Source organism: Christiangramia pacifica (assembly GCF_057221535.1).
Genome location: NZ_CM170146.1, coordinates 1,765,413 through 1,780,269 on the forward strand (window position 1 = coordinate 1,765,413; position 14,857 = coordinate 1,780,269).

Here is a 14,857-nt window from a genome sequence, read left to right on the forward strand (position 1 = left end):
TGTAATTATTAATTAAATTTATTTGGAACTTTTTCACCACAAACACCCTTATCCACCATTTATTCCTGAGTCAGCAACAAAATTGATTGTTGGCACCTTACCACCACCAAGGTTTACCCAGGGGAAGTTTAAGGAGGACGATGTTGATTTTTGTTATGGAAGTCGTGACGGGCAGTTGTGGATCATATTGAATAGAATTTTTGATCTTGATCTTAAATTTGAAAACACCGCAGAAGCTATACAGGAAAGAAAAGACTTTTTGATAGAAAGGGGAATAGGAATTTGCGATGTGGTTGAAAGTAGCCGAAGGGAAAAAATCGATGCCTCAGATCTGGGTATGCAGAAAGTCGAACTTCGTGATATGATTGGAATCCTACGCGAACACACGAAGATTAATACACTACTTTTTACTGGAGGGAATTCTAAAAACGGACCTGAATTTTTTTTCCGTAAGTATTTAAGACAAAATCATCCGGACATAAAATTAAAGGTCATTTCAAATAAATCGCCTCGAATTCATCAATTCCTACTTAATGGCAGACTGATAAAAACGGTTTCGCTTATCGCTCCTTCAGGAGCAGCTAATATCGCTGTGGGAAGTAATCCCTTATATAAAGAATTAAAAAAGAAGAACCCTGAATTCAATACTCTTGATTTCAGGGTTCTTCAGTATAGAGAATTTTTCTAATTCAGGATTATTGCAATTCTTTTTTATCCTGATCGGCTAACGTGGTGGGTTTAATCTTAAACTTTCTACGTTTAGGTCTTAATTTTCCACTAGTGCCAATTGCAATTTTTCCTCTTTTAGTTTTCTTGTCTCCTTTTCCCATAAACTATTGTTTATTCTGTTGGTCTTTAATGGTTTTGTCGTCAAAATCTACCTCGTTCGTTTTTTCATTACGATTACCAGTAGGATTTGTTGGATTCTTCTGATCCTTAGTTCTTCCTTTATGCTTATCTTCAATTGGTCCTCCCATAACTTTTATTTTTTAAGATTTAATCCAAGATAACAAGAAGTAGTCTTAAAAGCTGCTAATACCCTGTTACAATTAGGTTAAAGCTTGACATTCTCAACGAATGATTTGATATTCGAAGTTCCATTTTCGTTCAGGTGTTTGATAAAAGCACTTCCAATAATCGCTCCTTTGGCATATTCGGTTGCCTGGTCAAAAGTTTCTTTATCTTTAATTCCAAAACCTACAATTTGTGGTTTTTTCAGATTTAAATTATTGATTCTTTTAAAATAATCTCTGGTATCATTCCCAAAACCACTTGTAGAACCAGTTACGCTTGCGCTGCTCACCATATAAATAAATCCGTCTGAAACCGAGTCAATAAATTTGATACGTTCATCTGAAGTTTGCGGAGTGATCAGGAAAATATTTCTAAGACCATATTTGTCAAATAACTCCTTATATTTTTCATGATAAACATCTACGGGAAGATCAGGGATAATGAGTCCGTCAATTCCTGTGTCCTCGCATTTCTTACAGAATTGCTCAACCCCAAATTGTAAAATTGGATTAAAATAGCCCATGATAATTAATGGAATTTCAACCTTTCCCCTGATACCAGCTAACTGCTGAAAAAGTTTAGTGGTGGTCATTCCATTTTTCAAAGCCTTCGTAGAGCTGTCCTGAATTGTTGGTCCGTCAGCTAAAGGATCACTAAACGGTAATCCAATTTCTATAAAGTCAACACCATTTTTTTCAAGATCTACAATGATCTTTTCTGTATCCTCGAAATCCGGATATCCGGCAGTGAAGTATATGGAAAGCAGTTTATGGTCTTCCTGCAATTTTTTATTTATTCTGTTCATTTTTCCAAAATTCTTAGAATTCGTCACGCTGAAATTATTTCAGCGTCTCAATAGATTCTGAAATAAGTTCAGAATGACATTCTATAGATTAAAATATTCGATATAAGTATTCAGATCCTTGTCTCCACGCCCCGAAAGGTTTACCACTACGATATCGTCCTTATCAAATTTCCTATTTTCAAAAATTGCGAGAGCATGAGAGGTTTCTATGGCTGGAATAATTCCTTCCAATTTCGCGAGTTCCAGACCAGCTTTCATGGCATCTTCATCGGTAACACTTATAAATTCACCTCTTTTACTAGTGAAAAGATTTGCATGCATAGGTCCAACCCCTGGATAATCGAGTCCGGCCGAAATGGAATATGGCTCAGTGATCTGGCCATCGCCCGTTTGCATTAATAAAGTTTTGCTTCCGTGAATAATTCCGGTTTTTCCTAAAGCTGATGTTGCCGCACTTTCGCCTGAATCGATGCCTTTTCCGGCAGCTTCCACGGCTATTATTCCCACATCAGGATTGTCAAGATAATGATAATAGGCCCCTGCAGCATTGCTTCCTCCACCAACACAAGCTACAACATAGTCAGGGTTTTCTTTTCCTTCTTTTTCCTGCAGTTGTTTTTTGATCTCTTCAGAAATAACCGCCTGGAACCTGGCAACCATATCAGGGTATGGATGTGGTCCAACCACAGAACCGATGATATAATGTGTGTCCACAGGATTGTTGATCCAATCACGAATAGCTTCATTCGTCGCATCTTTCAAAGTTCTGCTTCCAGACTTAGCAGGAACCACTTTAGCTCCAAGCATTTTCATTCTCGCGACATTTGGCGCTTGCCGTTCAATATCGATCTCGCCCATGTAAACAATGCACTCCATGCCCATAAGCGCGCAAACAGTAGCGGTAGCAACTCCATGCTGACCTGCACCGGTTTCTGCAATGATGCGTTTTTTACCTAGTTTTTGTGCCATCAGGATCTGCCCAACAGTATTATTCACTTTATGTGCGCCCGTATGACATAGATCTTCACGTTTCAAATAAACCTTGGTGCCATATTTTTCACTGAATCTTTTGGCGTAATAAAGCGGAGTAGGGCGCCCTACGTATTCTTTTAGCAGGTCTTTAAATTCTTTCTGAAAAGATTCTTCCTGCATGATATCAAGGTAGCGCGAACGCAATTCCTCAACATTTGGATATAACATTTCTGGAATGTAGGCGCCGCCAAATTCTCCGTAGTATCCTTTTTCATCAACCTGATAGCTCATCCTATGAATTTATCTGTGTTTTGAAATCTTTCAATTCCTTTAATTTTTTTAATCCCGGCTTTAATTCAAATTTGCTATTTACATCAACTGCATGAAGCAATGCCGGTTTTCCTATTTTTAAAAAGTGATTTTTCAATTCTGAAATTGCACTTGCATGTTCCAATCCTATTCCCCCACTTAAAAAGAATGGAGTATTAGAAGGGTAATCTTTCAAAATTTCCCAATTAAAATCTTTGCCAGATCCACCACGCAGTTCCGTTTTTGTGTCGAAAAGAAAATATTCCACGATCCCTTCGTATGGCTTAATTTCCTGGAAATCGAAATTTTCACCAACTGAAAAAACTTTGATCATTTCCGGGGTGTTCCCAGATTGCTGAAGTTCAGCCTTAAGTTCTTTGCAAAATCCCGCCGACTCATCGCCGTGAAGCTGAATCGCATTCAAATCAAATTTTGCAACCTTTTCCTTAATTTCTTCAATTTCAGCATTTACAAAAACACCTGTTTTTTTTATTTCAGAAGGAATTTCGGGAAGTTTATCATCAAAATAACGTGGAGATTTATCGTAAAAGATAAAGCCCATATAGTCGGGCTGAAGTTCTGCCACCTGGATCATATTCCCCGGTTGCTTCATTCCACAAACCTTAAGACTCAAGCCTGAACTTTGTCCAGAGGCAGAAATAAATAAACTTTTCTCTTTCGTATTATTCTGGTTCATTTATACGATCATCTTTAATTTGGTAATAAATTCTTTTGCTGCAGATCCAGGGTCGTTTGTTTTCATAAAATTCTCACCTATTAGAAAACCTTGAAATCCATAATTTTTAAGATCAGCAATTGCAGCCGTATCGCTTATACCGCTTTCCGAAACCTTTACGAAATCATCCGGAATTAGTTTCGCCAATTTTTTGGAATTTTCTATGCTCACTTCAAATGTTTTCAGATTTCGATTATTTACGCCGATCATATCAGCTCGAACTTTCAGTGATTTCTGTAATTCCTCTTCATTATGAATTTCCAGTAAGACATCCAATCCATGATCTTTAGCTGAATCTGCAAGATAAATTAATTGTTTTTCAGTCAAAACCGCGGCGATCAAAAGAATAGCATCAGCACCATAAGCTTTGGCTTCTAAAACCTGATATTTGTCGATCATAAATTCCTTTCTCAGGATAGGAGTCTTTACTGAAGCTCTCGCATATAACAGATCTTCTAAAGACCCGCCAAAATACTTTCCATCGGTTAGAACTGAAATGCCCGAAACTTCTGCATCTTCATAACCTTTGGCAACATCCTGAACATTCAAACTTTGATTAATCACAGATTTTGAAGGCGACCTTCTTTTATGTTCCGCAATTATTCCGGATCCTGTTTTTAAATTTTTAGCCAGGGAAATACATTTTCTATCGAATAGCACTGAGTTTTGCAGTTGAGATATCGGGATCAGTGATTTCTTTAATTCGACTTCTTTATATTTATCGGCTATGATCTTTTGGAGAATATTCATCAGTTTAGTTTTTGACTTAATTCCTGTAATTTTTTAAAACTTTCGAATGCTTTACCTGATTCCAATGATTCTTTAGCCGCGGCAAAACCATCCTGAGGGCTCAAATTCCTGGAGGTTGCGATGGCCATTCCAGCATTTGCGCAAACTACGTTTTTCTGCGCTACGGTTCCCTTTCCCTTCAATATGTTTGTTAGAATTTCTGCGGAACTATCAATGGAGCCACCACCGGCAATTTCAGATTCTCTCAGTTCTGAAATACCAAAATCTGAAGGCCTCAGTATTCTTTCAGAATTATTACTGATACTTTTTGTTTCACCAGTCAGTGAAATTTCATCATATCCATCCAGTGCATGCAAAATGGTATAATTCTTATCGGTATTCTGATAAAGGTACGCATACATCCTCGCCAGTTCCAGGCTGAAAACGCCGACTAATTGATTCTTTGGAAATGCTGGATTTACCATAGGTCCAAGCATATTGAAAAATGTTTTCACCGCCAGACTTTTTCTAACCGGGCCTACATTTTTCATTGCCGGATGAAATAGCGGGGCGTGCAGGATGCAAATATTTGCCTTGTCAATACAATTTTCCAGAAATCCGGCATCATTGCTGAATTTGATTCCTAGATGTTCCATCACGTTAGAACTTCCGCTTACAGAGGAAACACCATAATTTCCGTGCTTGGCAACCTTTACGCCAGAACCTGCAGTTACGAAAGAAGAAGTCGTGGATATATTAAAAGTATTCTTGCCGTCGCCACCGGTTCCGCAGAGATCCACCGCTTCATAACCTGATAGATCTACTTTAATACATAATTCCAGCAGGGCATCCCGGAAACCTTCCAATTCTTCAATAGTAATGCTTCGCATCATATATACTGTAAGAAAGGCGGCAATTTGAGTATCGTTGTATTTACCTTCAGAAATATTGAAGATCACCTGCTTGGCTTCTTCGGTGCTTATAGTTTCATGGCTGATAAGCCTGTTTAATAGTTCTTTCATTCTTTATAATTCGTGCTCAGGTTTTACTTCTGATTTTTCTGTTTCCTTTTGAAATTCATATTCCACCCAATTCTGGATCATTTTTTTTCCTTCCGGAGTTAATACTGACTCAGGATGAAATTGAACTCCCCGAACATCAAATTCAGTATGCCTTAAAGACATGATCTCGCCTTTTTCATCGTAACTGGTTGCCTCTAGAACCGGAGGCAGATTTTTCTCAACTACCCAGGAATGATATCTTCCCACCTGCAATTCTTTTTCAAGCTTGCTGAAAATGTATTCATCATCTACAAATAATTCAATTTTCGTGGCTACACCATGATAAACATCATCAAGATTCAATAATCTTCCTCCAAAAACTTCTCCGATCGCTTGCATTCCCAGGCATACTCCCAAGATACTTTTGGTAGCAGCATATTTTTCGATAATGGGCTTTAAAAGTCCAGCTTCATCTGGAACACCAGGACCAGGCGATAATAAAATTTTATCAAAATCTTCCACATCATCAATATGCAGCTGATCATTTCTTCTAACCACCACTTCACAATCTAATTCTTCCAGGTAATGCACCAGATTGTAAACAAACGAATCATAATTATCGATAACCAGTATTTTTTTCATCTCTTTCATTATATATCTTCAGCAATTTCAAGCGCCTTTGTAAGTGCACCTAATTTATTATAGACTTCCTGCAACTCATTTTCAGGTTTAGATTCTGAAACTATTCCTGCCCCGGCCTGGTAATGCAATTCATGATTTTTGCTCACAAAAGACCTGATGATAATCGCATGGTTAAAGTTCCCTTCAAAATCCATAAATCCTATCGCTCCGCCGTAAGCGCTTCTATTTACATTCTCAAATTTTTCGATAAGCTTTAGCGCCATAGGTTTAGGTGCGCCGCTCAAAGTTCCGGCTGGGAAAGTGTCTGCAACTATCTGTGGAGTTGGAACATCAGGATCTTTCTTTCCTGTGACTTTGCTTACCAGGTGTATAACATGGGAAAAGAATTGAATTTCCCGGTAATTTTCCACTTTTACATCACTTCCATTACGGCTAAGATCATTCCGGGCGAGATCTACCAGCATCACATGTTCGGAATTTTCCTTTTCATCTGCCGCAAGTTCTTTAGCGATTTCGGCATCTTTTTCATCATTACCGGTTCTTTTAAAAGTTCCGGCGATTGGATGAATTTCGGCTCTACCTTTATCAACTACCAGTTGAGCTTCCGGAGAACTACCGAAAATTTTAAAATTTCCATAATCAAAATAAAACAGGTAAGGGGACGGATTTACATTTCTCAGCGCTCGATAAACGTTAAATTCATCACCCTTGAATTTTTGAGAAAATCTACGGGAAAGCACAAGTTGAAAAACGTCTCCGCGATGGCAATGCTCTTTTGCGGCTTTTACCACATCTTTATATTCTTCATCTGTAAGATTAGATTGAGGTTCTTCATTTCTGCTGAAATTATAGGAAGCAAAATTTTTTACTTTCAATAATTGCTCGATTTCTTCAATTTTACTTTCTGAATTATAAGAATGATCAAAAATATAAGCTTCGTTTTTGAAGTGATTTATGGCGATGATATTCTGGTAGACTGCATAATAAATATCAGGGATCTGTAGATCTTTATCCTTTCGTTTTATTTCAACATTCTCGAAATAACGCACCGAATCATAAGCGATGTATCCAAAAAGGCCATTATTGATAAACTTAAATTCCGAAGAGTCTGCTTTGAATTTTTTTGAGAATTTCTGTATTTCCTGCGGAATAGAAACCTGAGTATCGATATCAAGATTTTCTATATTTCCATCTGGATATGTTGAGGTTATTTTTTCATTTTCAACCTTGAATGAAGCGATTGGATTACAACAGATATAAGAAAAACTGTTGTCACTGGCGTGGTAATCGCTACTTTCCAATAACAGGCTGTTTGGGTATTTATCTCGCAATTTCAGATAGATACTCACCGGAGTGATCGTATCTGCAAGAATCTTCTTGTATTTTGTATTTAATTCGAACATTAATGTTGAGTTTAGGCAATAAAAAAAGGCTTGTCGTGAGACAAGCCTTTGAGTTTTCTATAATGGAAATGGCAGTTTAGCTCACGAAGTTTGACGTAAGTTATTCCACCACCAGTTATTTCTTTTCATTTTAAACATGACTTCAAAGATAGAGATGAAATTTTTCTAAACAAACATTTTTCCAATAAAAATCCCGGAAGTAGGGTTCCGGGATTCTCAGTATTAGAACTTAAGGTTTACATCAAGTTCAAAATTGTCATAAATCGTTTTGTCTCCAAGATTATCAAAGAAACTTCCAGAACCATATCTTACGTTGTATTTTGATCTGTCTATCGTAAGACTTGTAGTAGCAGAATCATCTTTCATCATTAGATCGAAAGTGATCGGGTGAGTTTCGTTCTTAATCGTTAAATCACCAACAATTCCGTATTTTCCATCGCCTTTAGAGGCAGCACTTGTAATTACAAGTTTAGCATTTGGATGTTTTTCAACTCCAAAAAAGTCTTCAGATTTCAGGTGACCTTCCAGTTTTGCTTTGTTTTCACCTGAAAGATCTGTCACAGTGATTGTACTCATATCCATCACAAATTCACCTCCAACGATCTTTTCATCTTCCATCATGAAATGACCACTCTCTAGTTGAATTGTTCCGTTATGAGAACCAGTAACCTTTTCGCCAGTCCATTCAATGGTACTTGTTTCAACATTTACCTCTTTTTTCGTATTTGTAAATGCTACAGTTGCTAATACGATTGCTGTGGCAATTCCGCCTTTTAAAATTGTATTTTTCATTGTTCTTAATTTTTAGGTTTTAAATTATTTCTACTAGGTCTGATTTTGATTTTCTTACTTTGGCTAGATGCTGATATTGATCTTCCTCGCTTCTATAACCAATTGGAGCGATAACTGCGCTGGTTAAATTTCTTTCTGAAAGTCCAAGAATTTCATCAAATTTTTCAGTATCAAAACCTTCCATTGGGCAGGTGTCAATTTTCATGCTGGCAGCTGCAGATAGTAAATTTCCTAATGCTATATAAGCTTGTTTAGCTGCCCAGGCTTCTTGTTCTACATTGGAAAGTTGAAGGGTAGTATTCTTGATCATGTCTTCCATTCCTTTTAGATCTTCCCTGCTCATGTTTCTAGTCTCAGCTATATTATCTAAATAGGTATCTACATAAGATTCTGAAATCGATTTCATATTAGCAAATACTAATAAAAAAGAAGCATCTGTTACCTGAGTTTGATTCCATGCCGCAGCTTTCAGCTTTTCTCTCGTTTCCTGATCTTTCACAACGATAACTTCATATGGCTGTAAACCGTACGATGAAGCTGTTAGTTGAATACTTTCTAATAAGGTATCAAGATCATTTTTACTCAATTCTTTTTCGGAATCGAATTTCTTAGTGGCATATCTCCAGTTAAGATCTTCATTATACGTGTTTTGGGTTTTAACTTCTAAGCTCATTTAATTTTTTATTTAGTGATAAAATTTCCTTTTCACTGATTTTTTCAGCAATGTTATTCTCGTGATCCTGAATTAAAGGATCCAATTTTTCTAGCAATTTCAATCCTTGCTCGGTAATCCTTATTTCTACTTTCCTACGATTCGATGGGCAGACAATCCTTTCGCAAAGATTTTTATCAACTAGTTTATCCACCAGTCTCGTGGTATTACTCATTTTTGAAACCATTCTTTCCTGAATTGTTGAAAGATTTGCTGGTTTACCCTTTTGTCCACGAAGAATTCTAAGAACATTGAATTGCTGAGAGCTGATATCTAAAGGTTTTAATATTTCCGCCAGCTTTTCATTTAAATAATTGGCTGTAACGATAATATTCAAAACCAGCTTTTTAGATTCTGGCATCTCCTTAGTTTTCAATCTTTCCTCAATATTCATTTGTATAGACAATTGTTGTAGGTACAAATGTAAAGAATTTCATAGATCAAAATTTTAATGTTCTGTTAAAATTAATGGATTCTGTTTTCCAGATTTCTTCACCCAAAAAGATAGATTATCTTTACAAGACCAATAAAACTTAACTACATATGAAAGAATTAAGTCAGGAAGAGTGGCAGAAACAATTAAAGAATGATAAAGATTCTGTTATTCTGGATGTTCGTACAGAAGAAGAAGTAGAAGAAGGATATATCCCTAATTCCAAAAACATAGATATTTATAAAGGACAGGGATTTATTAATGAGGTTGAAAAACTTGATAAGTCTAAGCATTATTATATCTACTGCCGCTCTGGTAAGAGAAGTTCCCAGGCATGTACTTTATTAGATCAAATGGGTTTTAGTGAAACTTATAACCTTTTAGGTGGATTCTCTGAATGGGAAGGAGAAAAAGCCGTTGACTAGTAAGTAATAAAACAATTTTCAAGCACCATTTTTTGGTGCTTTTTTTATTGAATAATACTGAAACTCGATTTTTTACGTTAAAAACATAAGGTCAACTATTTGAATAGTCTATTAAATTGATATATTTAACCCCGATTGTCCGCGAATTATACTTTAGTTATGAATAAATCATTTTATTTACTTATTGTCGGCTTGCTATGCTTTTCAGTATCTAGCGCTCAGGAATTTAGCTTTGGAATAAAAGGAGGTCCTAGTTATATCATGGGCGGACAAATTACGGGAAGAGTTGGGGGAGGAACCGATTTTGGAGGAACCGTTGAAGGAGACTCTCAATTCAAATATCACGGAGGTGGTTTTTTTGAAGTTCGATTCAATAAATTTTTGATTCGACCTGAAGTAATTTATAGTGCGATGGAGGTTGAGTTTCAATTTCCAACACGACCTTCTACGTATGCGTTAGATAAAATTAGTGTACCATTATTATTGGGGTATAATGTATGGGGACCTATTGATGTTTACGCAGGACCAGCTTACCAAAAGATTTTAGAAGTATCTTTAGAAGGAAATGAAGCAGATCAACCAGTTGTTGCTCAAAATAGCCCTTTGGCGGCTCAGGCAGGAATTAAAGCTGCCTTTGGAAGGTTCGAACTGGATTTGAGATATGATAGAACTTTAGCAACTAAGGAGCCTTACATTATAAATATAGTAAATGGAGGTCCTGATGGATTTGGAATTAATACTGCCAATTTCGATGACTCGAGACTAAATCAAATATTACTTAGTATTAGCTTTAAAATATTCGATAGTGCTGCAAATCCTGGCAGACGAAAAGGAGGATGTTATTTTTAATAATTAGTTAGCATTGATAAAATAAAAAAAGCTCCGGTTACCGGAGCTTTTTTTATTTAAAAGACTTCAGACTTAATTCTGAACCATAGTTTTCGAAGAAAGTATGATAATATAAATACCATCACAGTAATTATCGTGGCTTTCAAATACTTTCCATAGATCCAATAACCGGTTCCGAATAGGGCTCCGTAAATTGTAAAGCATCCCAGAATCGTCGCGAGGATTCCCGAGGGTACATTCCATTCTTTTTTTGCAAATTTCTCTTCTGAGTTATCTAATATTTTTTGCCAACCTGGACCTCCAGGCTGAGTTTTCCTATAAAAATTAATTAGTGTGCTGGTTTTTTCAGGTTTGGTTAAATAGGTAACAATTAGCCAGGATAATGTAGTTATAAGAACTACCATGGGATAGGTAGCCCATCCGGGGAAAAGACCAATTATTTCCTGATTGGTTTCCGGATTTGTTCCTCCAAAGGCAAAAGATCCAAGAAAAGTGAAATTGAATAAAATTGATATAACCCCGGAAACCAACATTGCTGTAATTTCACTCCAGGCATTAATTCTCCACCAGAACCATCTCAATAAAAAGATAAGTCCGGTTCCAGCTCCAAACATTAAAATAATATTGAATAACTGTAAAGCATTTTGAAGCACCAGGGCAAGCGTAGCACTTATTACCATTAACAATACTGTACTTATTCTTCCGACATTCACCAATTCCTTTTCCGAAGCTGTTTTCTTGATATATCTTGAATAAAAATCATTTACAATATAAGAGGAACCCCAGTTAAGATGGGTAGAAATAGTTGACATATATGCGGCAACCAGGGAAGCGATTACCAAACCTAAAAGTCCGGCTGGTAATCTGGTTAACATTGCAGAATAAGCAAGATCATGTCCCAGCTTGTCCTGACTAACATTTGGAAATGCTTCCTGGATACTCGCGATATCTGGATATATTACCAATGATGTTAGCGCCACCAGAATCCAAGGCCAAGGTCTCAAGGCATAATGTAGGACATTGAAAAAGAATGTTGCCCCAATAGCATGATTCTCATTCTTAGCTGCCAACATTCTCTGTGCGACGTAGCCGCCTCCACCGGGTTCAGCGCCAGGATACCAGGCACTCCACCATTGAACGGCCAATGGGATAATCATTAGGGTAATCAATGCTTCAGTATTAGTAAAGTCTGGAAGAATATTAAGTTTTTCAGAAACATTTTCATGGGCCAGAAGATTTTCCAGACCGCCTACTTCTGGTAAATTCACACAATAATATGCCGCACCAATTCCGCCGATTATGGCTGTGAAAAATAAGATGAAATCAGTATAGACCACGCCTTTGAAGCCACCCATGGTGCTGAAAATTACGGTGACTATTCCTGCCAGACCTACTGTTTCCAAAGCACTTAGACCAAGCATGACCTGTCCTATTTTAATTGCGGCCAAGGTTACTGCCGCCATGGCAAGTACATTAAAGATCACTCCAAGATAGATCGCTCTGAATGCCCTAAGAAATTTCGCTGGTTTCCCACCATACCTCAATTCATAAAACTCAATATCTGTATCAACGTTGGATTTTCTCCAGAGTTTAGCGTAAATAAAAACAGTAAGTAATCCAGTAAGTAAAAAGGCCCACCAGACCCAATTTCCAGAAACACCATTGTTGCGCACGATATCGGTTACTAAATTAGGAGTATCAGTAGAAAAAGTTGTAGCAACCATAGAGACTCCGAGTAGCCACCAGGGCATAGTTTTTCCTGACAGGAAATATTCTGAAGAGCTTTTACCAGATTTCTTTGAAACATAAAAACCAACTCCTAAGGTAATCGCGAAAAAAGAAAATATCAGGACATAGTCAATTACAGCTAAATCTATCATAATAATTTGGGTAGTCGTCTGTTTGAAATGTCAATAACGAAAATATATCTGATATTCTGATAAATCTTTTTTAAAAAACTATCAACCAGTTTATAGCAATGAAAAAGGGACAACCGAAGTTATCCCTTTTCTTGAGTTGGTTAGTTAAAGAATAAGGTTGAAATATCACCTATGCTATATACTTACTCGATAACCAAAACTTTGAAATTTAAATTTATAGCTATTTTTTTAATTATCCTATAGAGGGTAAACCCGCAAAAAATGCATCTAAATTATAGCTTTTGCAATTTTGCCCACATTTTTATTAGCTGTTTCAGATGTTTTTCTTTGACAGGAGCTAGAAATTCCAAGGCATATTGAGTGTGAAACTTATGGGCCTGCAGAAAGTCCAGCTGGATTTTAAGCCAGTCCTTTTCAGTTAGATCCGGATTCTGATGTTTTAATTCCAGGTATAATTTATTCGAATAATGGCTGTAAGTGTCAGTTCCTAAATAGAAAAGATCTGCGTCTGCAACGATATCTTCATAAATATTGTGTGTTTTTTGCGGAATTCGGGTAGCATTGATCATACCGCATATGATCTTGATCTGGTCTTTTGAATATTCATACTCGGGTAGTTCCCTGGTAGCGAGACGGCAGCTTTTTTTCTCATGATCTTTTCTTCCAATCATAAAACCTGCATCATGGTATAAGGCTGCTACTTTAATAAGATGAATTTCTGAGTCTTCCAACTTTTCTTTTTCAGCAAGAAAAATTGAATTTTCTATGACAGATCTGGTATGGTCAGCATCATGATAATGTAAATAATCGGGAAGATCATTCTCAAGTCTATTCTGAACAATATCAAAAATATCATCTCTCTTCATTTATTCAGAATTTGACAATAATACCCAATAAGTTCCAACCATTACGGGATTAGGATAGGGATTAATCAATTTCAATTCAGATTCAAAAATCCAGCTGGAAATGGGTGATTTATCCATACGTATGACTTTAGAACTATAGTTTTTTAGATTATGAGACCACACCAATATAGCTTAAAAAATTGATTTTCAGTAAAAAGGAGGTAAAACAAAGAAGGAGATAGACTCCCCATTGCCTATCTCCTTTAAAAAATTGAACCATTATAAATGTAGGCTTACTTCAACAAATTTTATGACGCTTACCTATAAAATATTAACATTATTGAATTATCTGGATTTTTAAAAAGCGATAGCATGTTATTTTTAAGCATTTAGCCCATGGCTACGATTTGCCTATTTTTCAAATCAGAATTTCCAGGCGATAAACCGACTTTTCTTATTTCCCTGATCCATATCTATAGTTTTAAACCGGGCTCCAGATTTTTTTAATTGCTTATAGATCTTCGGTAAATTATCTTTCTTAGAAACCAGGCTTGTAAACCAACTCACCTGATTTTTAAATAATATGCTTTCCTTAATCATTCGTTTTATAAACAAGGCCTCTCCACCGTTACACCATAATTCGTTTGCCTGTCCACCAAAATTAAGTTCAGAGTTTGAAATTCCAAGGTTCTTTATTTTTCTGAATGCCGCCTTCGCTGCACCTTTTTCGGAAGCATGGAATGGTGGATTGCACATACTAAAGGTATATTTTTCATTTTCAGAAATAATGCCTTTAAAAATGCTACCGCGATCTTTTTGATGATTAATTCTGATCTTATCTGAGATCGCTGGATTCACAGCTATATTCTTTTGGGCGATTTCTACCGAATTTTTTTCAATATCGGTTCCCAGCATCTTCCAGCCGTAAATACTGCTGGCAAGAATAGGATAAATTGCATTTGCGCCAACCCCGATATCAATTCCCTTAATATCTTCTTCAATTTTTTCTTCAGCTAAAAGGTCATGGATATGATGAATGTAATCTGCGCGACCGGGGATTGGCGGGCATAAATAATTCTTCGGAATATTCCAGTGATCTATATGATAATGATGTTTTAATAATGCCTTATTCAGATGAAGAACAGCGTCCTGATCTGAAAAATCGATGGTAATATTCCCGAATTTATTGGTGAATACAAATTGATTTAGCTCGTTGTGAACTTCTATTAATTTCTTAAAGTCGTAAAAGCCTTTATGTAAATTCTTCGGGTGCATCCTCAGCTGGAAGTTTCGTCAAATATAGAAGATTA

18 protein-coding genes are annotated in these 14,857 nt (G+C 36.5%); 3 read left to right on the forward strand and 15 right to left on the reverse strand.

The window, feature by feature from the left end:
* Positions 1–22 precede the first annotated feature (22 nt).
* Positions 23–688, forward strand: coding sequence for a uracil-DNA glycosylase family protein (locus tag AC2S94_RS08135; protein ID WP_484628108.1), 666 nt, complete (start codon positions 23–25; stop codon positions 686–688).
* A 7-nt stretch (positions 689–695) separates the two neighbouring features.
* Here the strand turns inward: AC2S94_RS08135 and AC2S94_RS08140 are convergent, their stop codons facing one another.
* The 12 genes from AC2S94_RS08140 to AC2S94_RS08195 all read right to left on the reverse strand — a co-directional run bounded on the left by AC2S94_RS08140 (position 696) and on the right by AC2S94_RS08195 (position 9,509).
* Entirely contained in the window at positions 696–830 is a 135-nt protein-coding gene (locus AC2S94_RS08140) for a 30S ribosomal protein THX (protein WP_484628109.1), read from the reverse strand.
* Positions 831–833: 3 nt separating this feature from the next.
* Positions 834–977, reverse strand: coding sequence for a hypothetical protein (locus AC2S94_RS08145; protein ID WP_484628110.1), 144 nt, complete (start codon positions 975–977; stop codon positions 834–836).
* 77 nt (positions 978–1,054) lie between these two features.
* Positions 1,055–1,819, reverse strand: coding sequence for a tryptophan synthase subunit alpha (trpA, locus tag AC2S94_RS08150; protein ID WP_484628111.1), 765 nt, complete (start codon positions 1,817–1,819; stop codon positions 1,055–1,057).
* Between the two features lie 81 nt (positions 1,820–1,900).
* Positions 1,901–3,082: a tryptophan synthase subunit beta gene (trpB, locus tag AC2S94_RS08155; protein WP_484628112.1), complete on the reverse strand. Its 1,182-nt coding sequence runs from the start codon at positions 3,080–3,082 to the stop codon at positions 1,901–1,903.
* Between the two features lies 1 nt (position 3,083).
* Positions 3,084–3,797 carry a phosphoribosylanthranilate isomerase gene (locus tag AC2S94_RS08160; RefSeq protein WP_484628113.1) on the reverse strand — a complete coding sequence of 238 codons (714 nt, stop codon included), beginning with the start codon at positions 3,795–3,797 and terminating at the stop codon, positions 3,084–3,086.
* A complete protein-coding gene (trpC, locus tag AC2S94_RS08165) occupies positions 3,798–4,586 on the reverse strand; it encodes an indole-3-glycerol phosphate synthase TrpC (RefSeq protein ID WP_484628114.1) in 789 nt (262 codons plus the stop codon). It abuts the gene before it with no gap.
* Entirely contained in the window at positions 4,586–5,587 is a 1,002-nt protein-coding gene (gene trpD / locus AC2S94_RS08170) for an anthranilate phosphoribosyltransferase (RefSeq protein ID WP_484628115.1), read from the reverse strand. Before trpD ends, trpC begins: the two co-directional genes overlap by 1 nt.
* A 3-nt stretch (positions 5,588–5,590) precedes the next feature.
* Positions 5,591–6,208: an anthranilate synthase component II gene (locus AC2S94_RS08175; protein WP_484628116.1), complete on the reverse strand. Its 618-nt coding sequence runs from the start codon at positions 6,206–6,208 to the stop codon at positions 5,591–5,593.
* A gap of 8 nt (positions 6,209–6,216) precedes the next feature.
* A complete protein-coding gene (locus AC2S94_RS08180) occupies positions 6,217–7,611 on the reverse strand; it encodes an anthranilate synthase component I family protein (RefSeq protein WP_484628117.1) in 1,395 nt (464 codons plus the stop codon).
* 222 nt (positions 7,612–7,833) lie between these two features.
* Positions 7,834–8,403 (reverse strand): YceI family protein, encoded by a 570-nt coding sequence (locus tag AC2S94_RS08185; protein WP_484628118.1) that lies wholly within the window; start codon positions 8,401–8,403, stop codon positions 7,834–7,836.
* Between the two features lie 19 nt (positions 8,404–8,422).
* The gene (locus AC2S94_RS08190; protein ID WP_484628119.1) at positions 8,423–9,076 is read right to left on the reverse strand and encodes an NAD(P)H-dependent oxidoreductase; all 654 of its coding nucleotides are present in this window, start codon (positions 9,074–9,076) and stop codon (positions 8,423–8,425) included.
* Positions 9,060–9,509, reverse strand: a complete 450-nt coding sequence (locus AC2S94_RS08195; protein ID WP_484628120.1) for a MarR family winged helix-turn-helix transcriptional regulator — start codon at positions 9,507–9,509, stop codon at positions 9,060–9,062. Before AC2S94_RS08195 ends, AC2S94_RS08190 begins: the two co-directional genes overlap by 17 nt.
* A 149-nt stretch (positions 9,510–9,658) precedes the next feature.
* On the opposite strand from AC2S94_RS08195, the gene AC2S94_RS08200 reads away from it, so the two are divergent.
* Complete coding sequence (locus tag AC2S94_RS08200) at positions 9,659–9,973, forward strand: rhodanese-like domain-containing protein (protein ID WP_484628121.1); 315 nt, start codon at positions 9,659–9,661, stop codon at positions 9,971–9,973.
* 159 nt (positions 9,974–10,132) lie between these two features.
* A complete protein-coding gene (locus AC2S94_RS08205) occupies positions 10,133–10,822 on the forward strand; it encodes a porin family protein (RefSeq protein ID WP_484628122.1) in 690 nt (229 codons plus the stop codon).
* 56 nt (positions 10,823–10,878) lie between these two features.
* Here AC2S94_RS08205 and AC2S94_RS08210 read toward each other — a convergent pair whose 3' ends face one another.
* The 3 genes from AC2S94_RS08210 to rlmF all read right to left on the reverse strand — a co-directional run bounded on the left by AC2S94_RS08210 (position 10,879) and on the right by rlmF (position 14,822).
* Positions 10,879–12,702, reverse strand: coding sequence for a sodium:solute symporter family protein (locus AC2S94_RS08210; RefSeq protein ID WP_484628123.1), 1,824 nt, complete (start codon positions 12,700–12,702; stop codon positions 10,879–10,881).
* Between the two features lie 272 nt (positions 12,703–12,974).
* Positions 12,975–13,568: an HD domain-containing protein gene (locus AC2S94_RS08215; protein WP_484628124.1), complete on the reverse strand. Its 594-nt coding sequence runs from the start codon at positions 13,566–13,568 to the stop codon at positions 12,975–12,977.
* A gap of 402 nt (positions 13,569–13,970) precedes the next feature.
* Positions 13,971–14,822 carry a 23S rRNA (adenine(1618)-N(6))-methyltransferase RlmF gene (gene rlmF / locus AC2S94_RS08220; RefSeq protein WP_484628125.1) on the reverse strand — a complete coding sequence of 284 codons (852 nt, stop codon included), beginning with the start codon at positions 14,820–14,822 and terminating at the stop codon, positions 13,971–13,973.
* Between the last annotated feature and the right edge of the window lie 35 nt (positions 14,823–14,857).

Excerpts from the sequence above, each read along its gene's own strand:
- trpB (WP_484628112.1), bottom strand. The coding sequence starts at position 3,082 with ATGAGCTATCAGGTTGATGAAAAAGGATACTACGGAGAATTTGGCGGC.
- trpD (WP_484628115.1), bottom strand. The coding sequence starts at position 5,587 with ATGAAAGAACTATTAAACAGGCTTATCAGCCATGAAACTATAAGCACC.
- AC2S94_RS08185 (WP_484628118.1), bottom strand. The coding sequence starts at position 8,403 with ATGAAAAATACAATTTTAAAAGGCGGAATTGCCACAGCAATCGTATTA.
- trpC (WP_484628114.1), bottom strand. The coding sequence starts at position 4,586 with ATGAATATTCTCCAAAAGATCATAGCCGATAAATATAAAGAAGTCGAA.
- AC2S94_RS08210 (WP_484628123.1), bottom strand. The coding sequence starts at position 12,702 with ATGATAGATTTAGCTGTAATTGACTATGTCCTGATATTTTCTTTTTTC.
- rlmF (WP_484628125.1), bottom strand. The coding sequence starts at position 14,822 with ATGCACCCGAAGAATTTACATAAAGGCTTTTACGACTTTAAGAAATTA.
- AC2S94_RS08195 (WP_484628120.1), bottom strand. The coding sequence starts at position 9,509 with ATGAATATTGAGGAAAGATTGAAAACTAAGGAGATGCCAGAATCTAAA.
- trpA (WP_484628111.1), bottom strand. The coding sequence starts at position 1,819 with ATGAACAGAATAAATAAAAAATTGCAGGAAGACCATAAACTGCTTTCC.
- AC2S94_RS08175 (WP_484628116.1), bottom strand. The coding sequence starts at position 6,208 with ATGAAAAAAATACTGGTTATCGATAATTATGATTCGTTTGTTTACAAT.
- AC2S94_RS08140 (WP_484628109.1), bottom strand. The coding sequence starts at position 830 with ATGGGAAAAGGAGACAAGAAAACTAAAAGAGGAAAAATTGCAATTGGC.
- AC2S94_RS08180 (WP_484628117.1), bottom strand. The coding sequence starts at position 7,611 with ATGTTCGAATTAAATACAAAATACAAGAAGATTCTTGCAGATACGATC.
- AC2S94_RS08160 (WP_484628113.1), bottom strand. The coding sequence starts at position 3,797 with ATGAACCAGAATAATACGAAAGAGAAAAGTTTATTTATTTCTGCCTCT.
- AC2S94_RS08205 (WP_484628122.1), top strand. The coding sequence starts at position 10,133 with ATGAATAAATCATTTTATTTACTTATTGTCGGCTTGCTATGCTTTTCA.
- AC2S94_RS08145 (WP_484628110.1), bottom strand. The coding sequence starts at position 977 with ATGGGAGGACCAATTGAAGATAAGCATAAAGGAAGAACTAAGGATCAG.
- AC2S94_RS08215 (WP_484628124.1), bottom strand. The coding sequence starts at position 13,568 with ATGAAGAGAGATGATATTTTTGATATTGTTCAGAATAGACTTGAGAAT.
- AC2S94_RS08200 (WP_484628121.1), top strand. The coding sequence starts at position 9,659 with ATGAAAGAATTAAGTCAGGAAGAGTGGCAGAAACAATTAAAGAATGAT.
- AC2S94_RS08190 (WP_484628119.1), bottom strand. The coding sequence starts at position 9,076 with ATGAGCTTAGAAGTTAAAACCCAAAACACGTATAATGAAGATCTTAAC.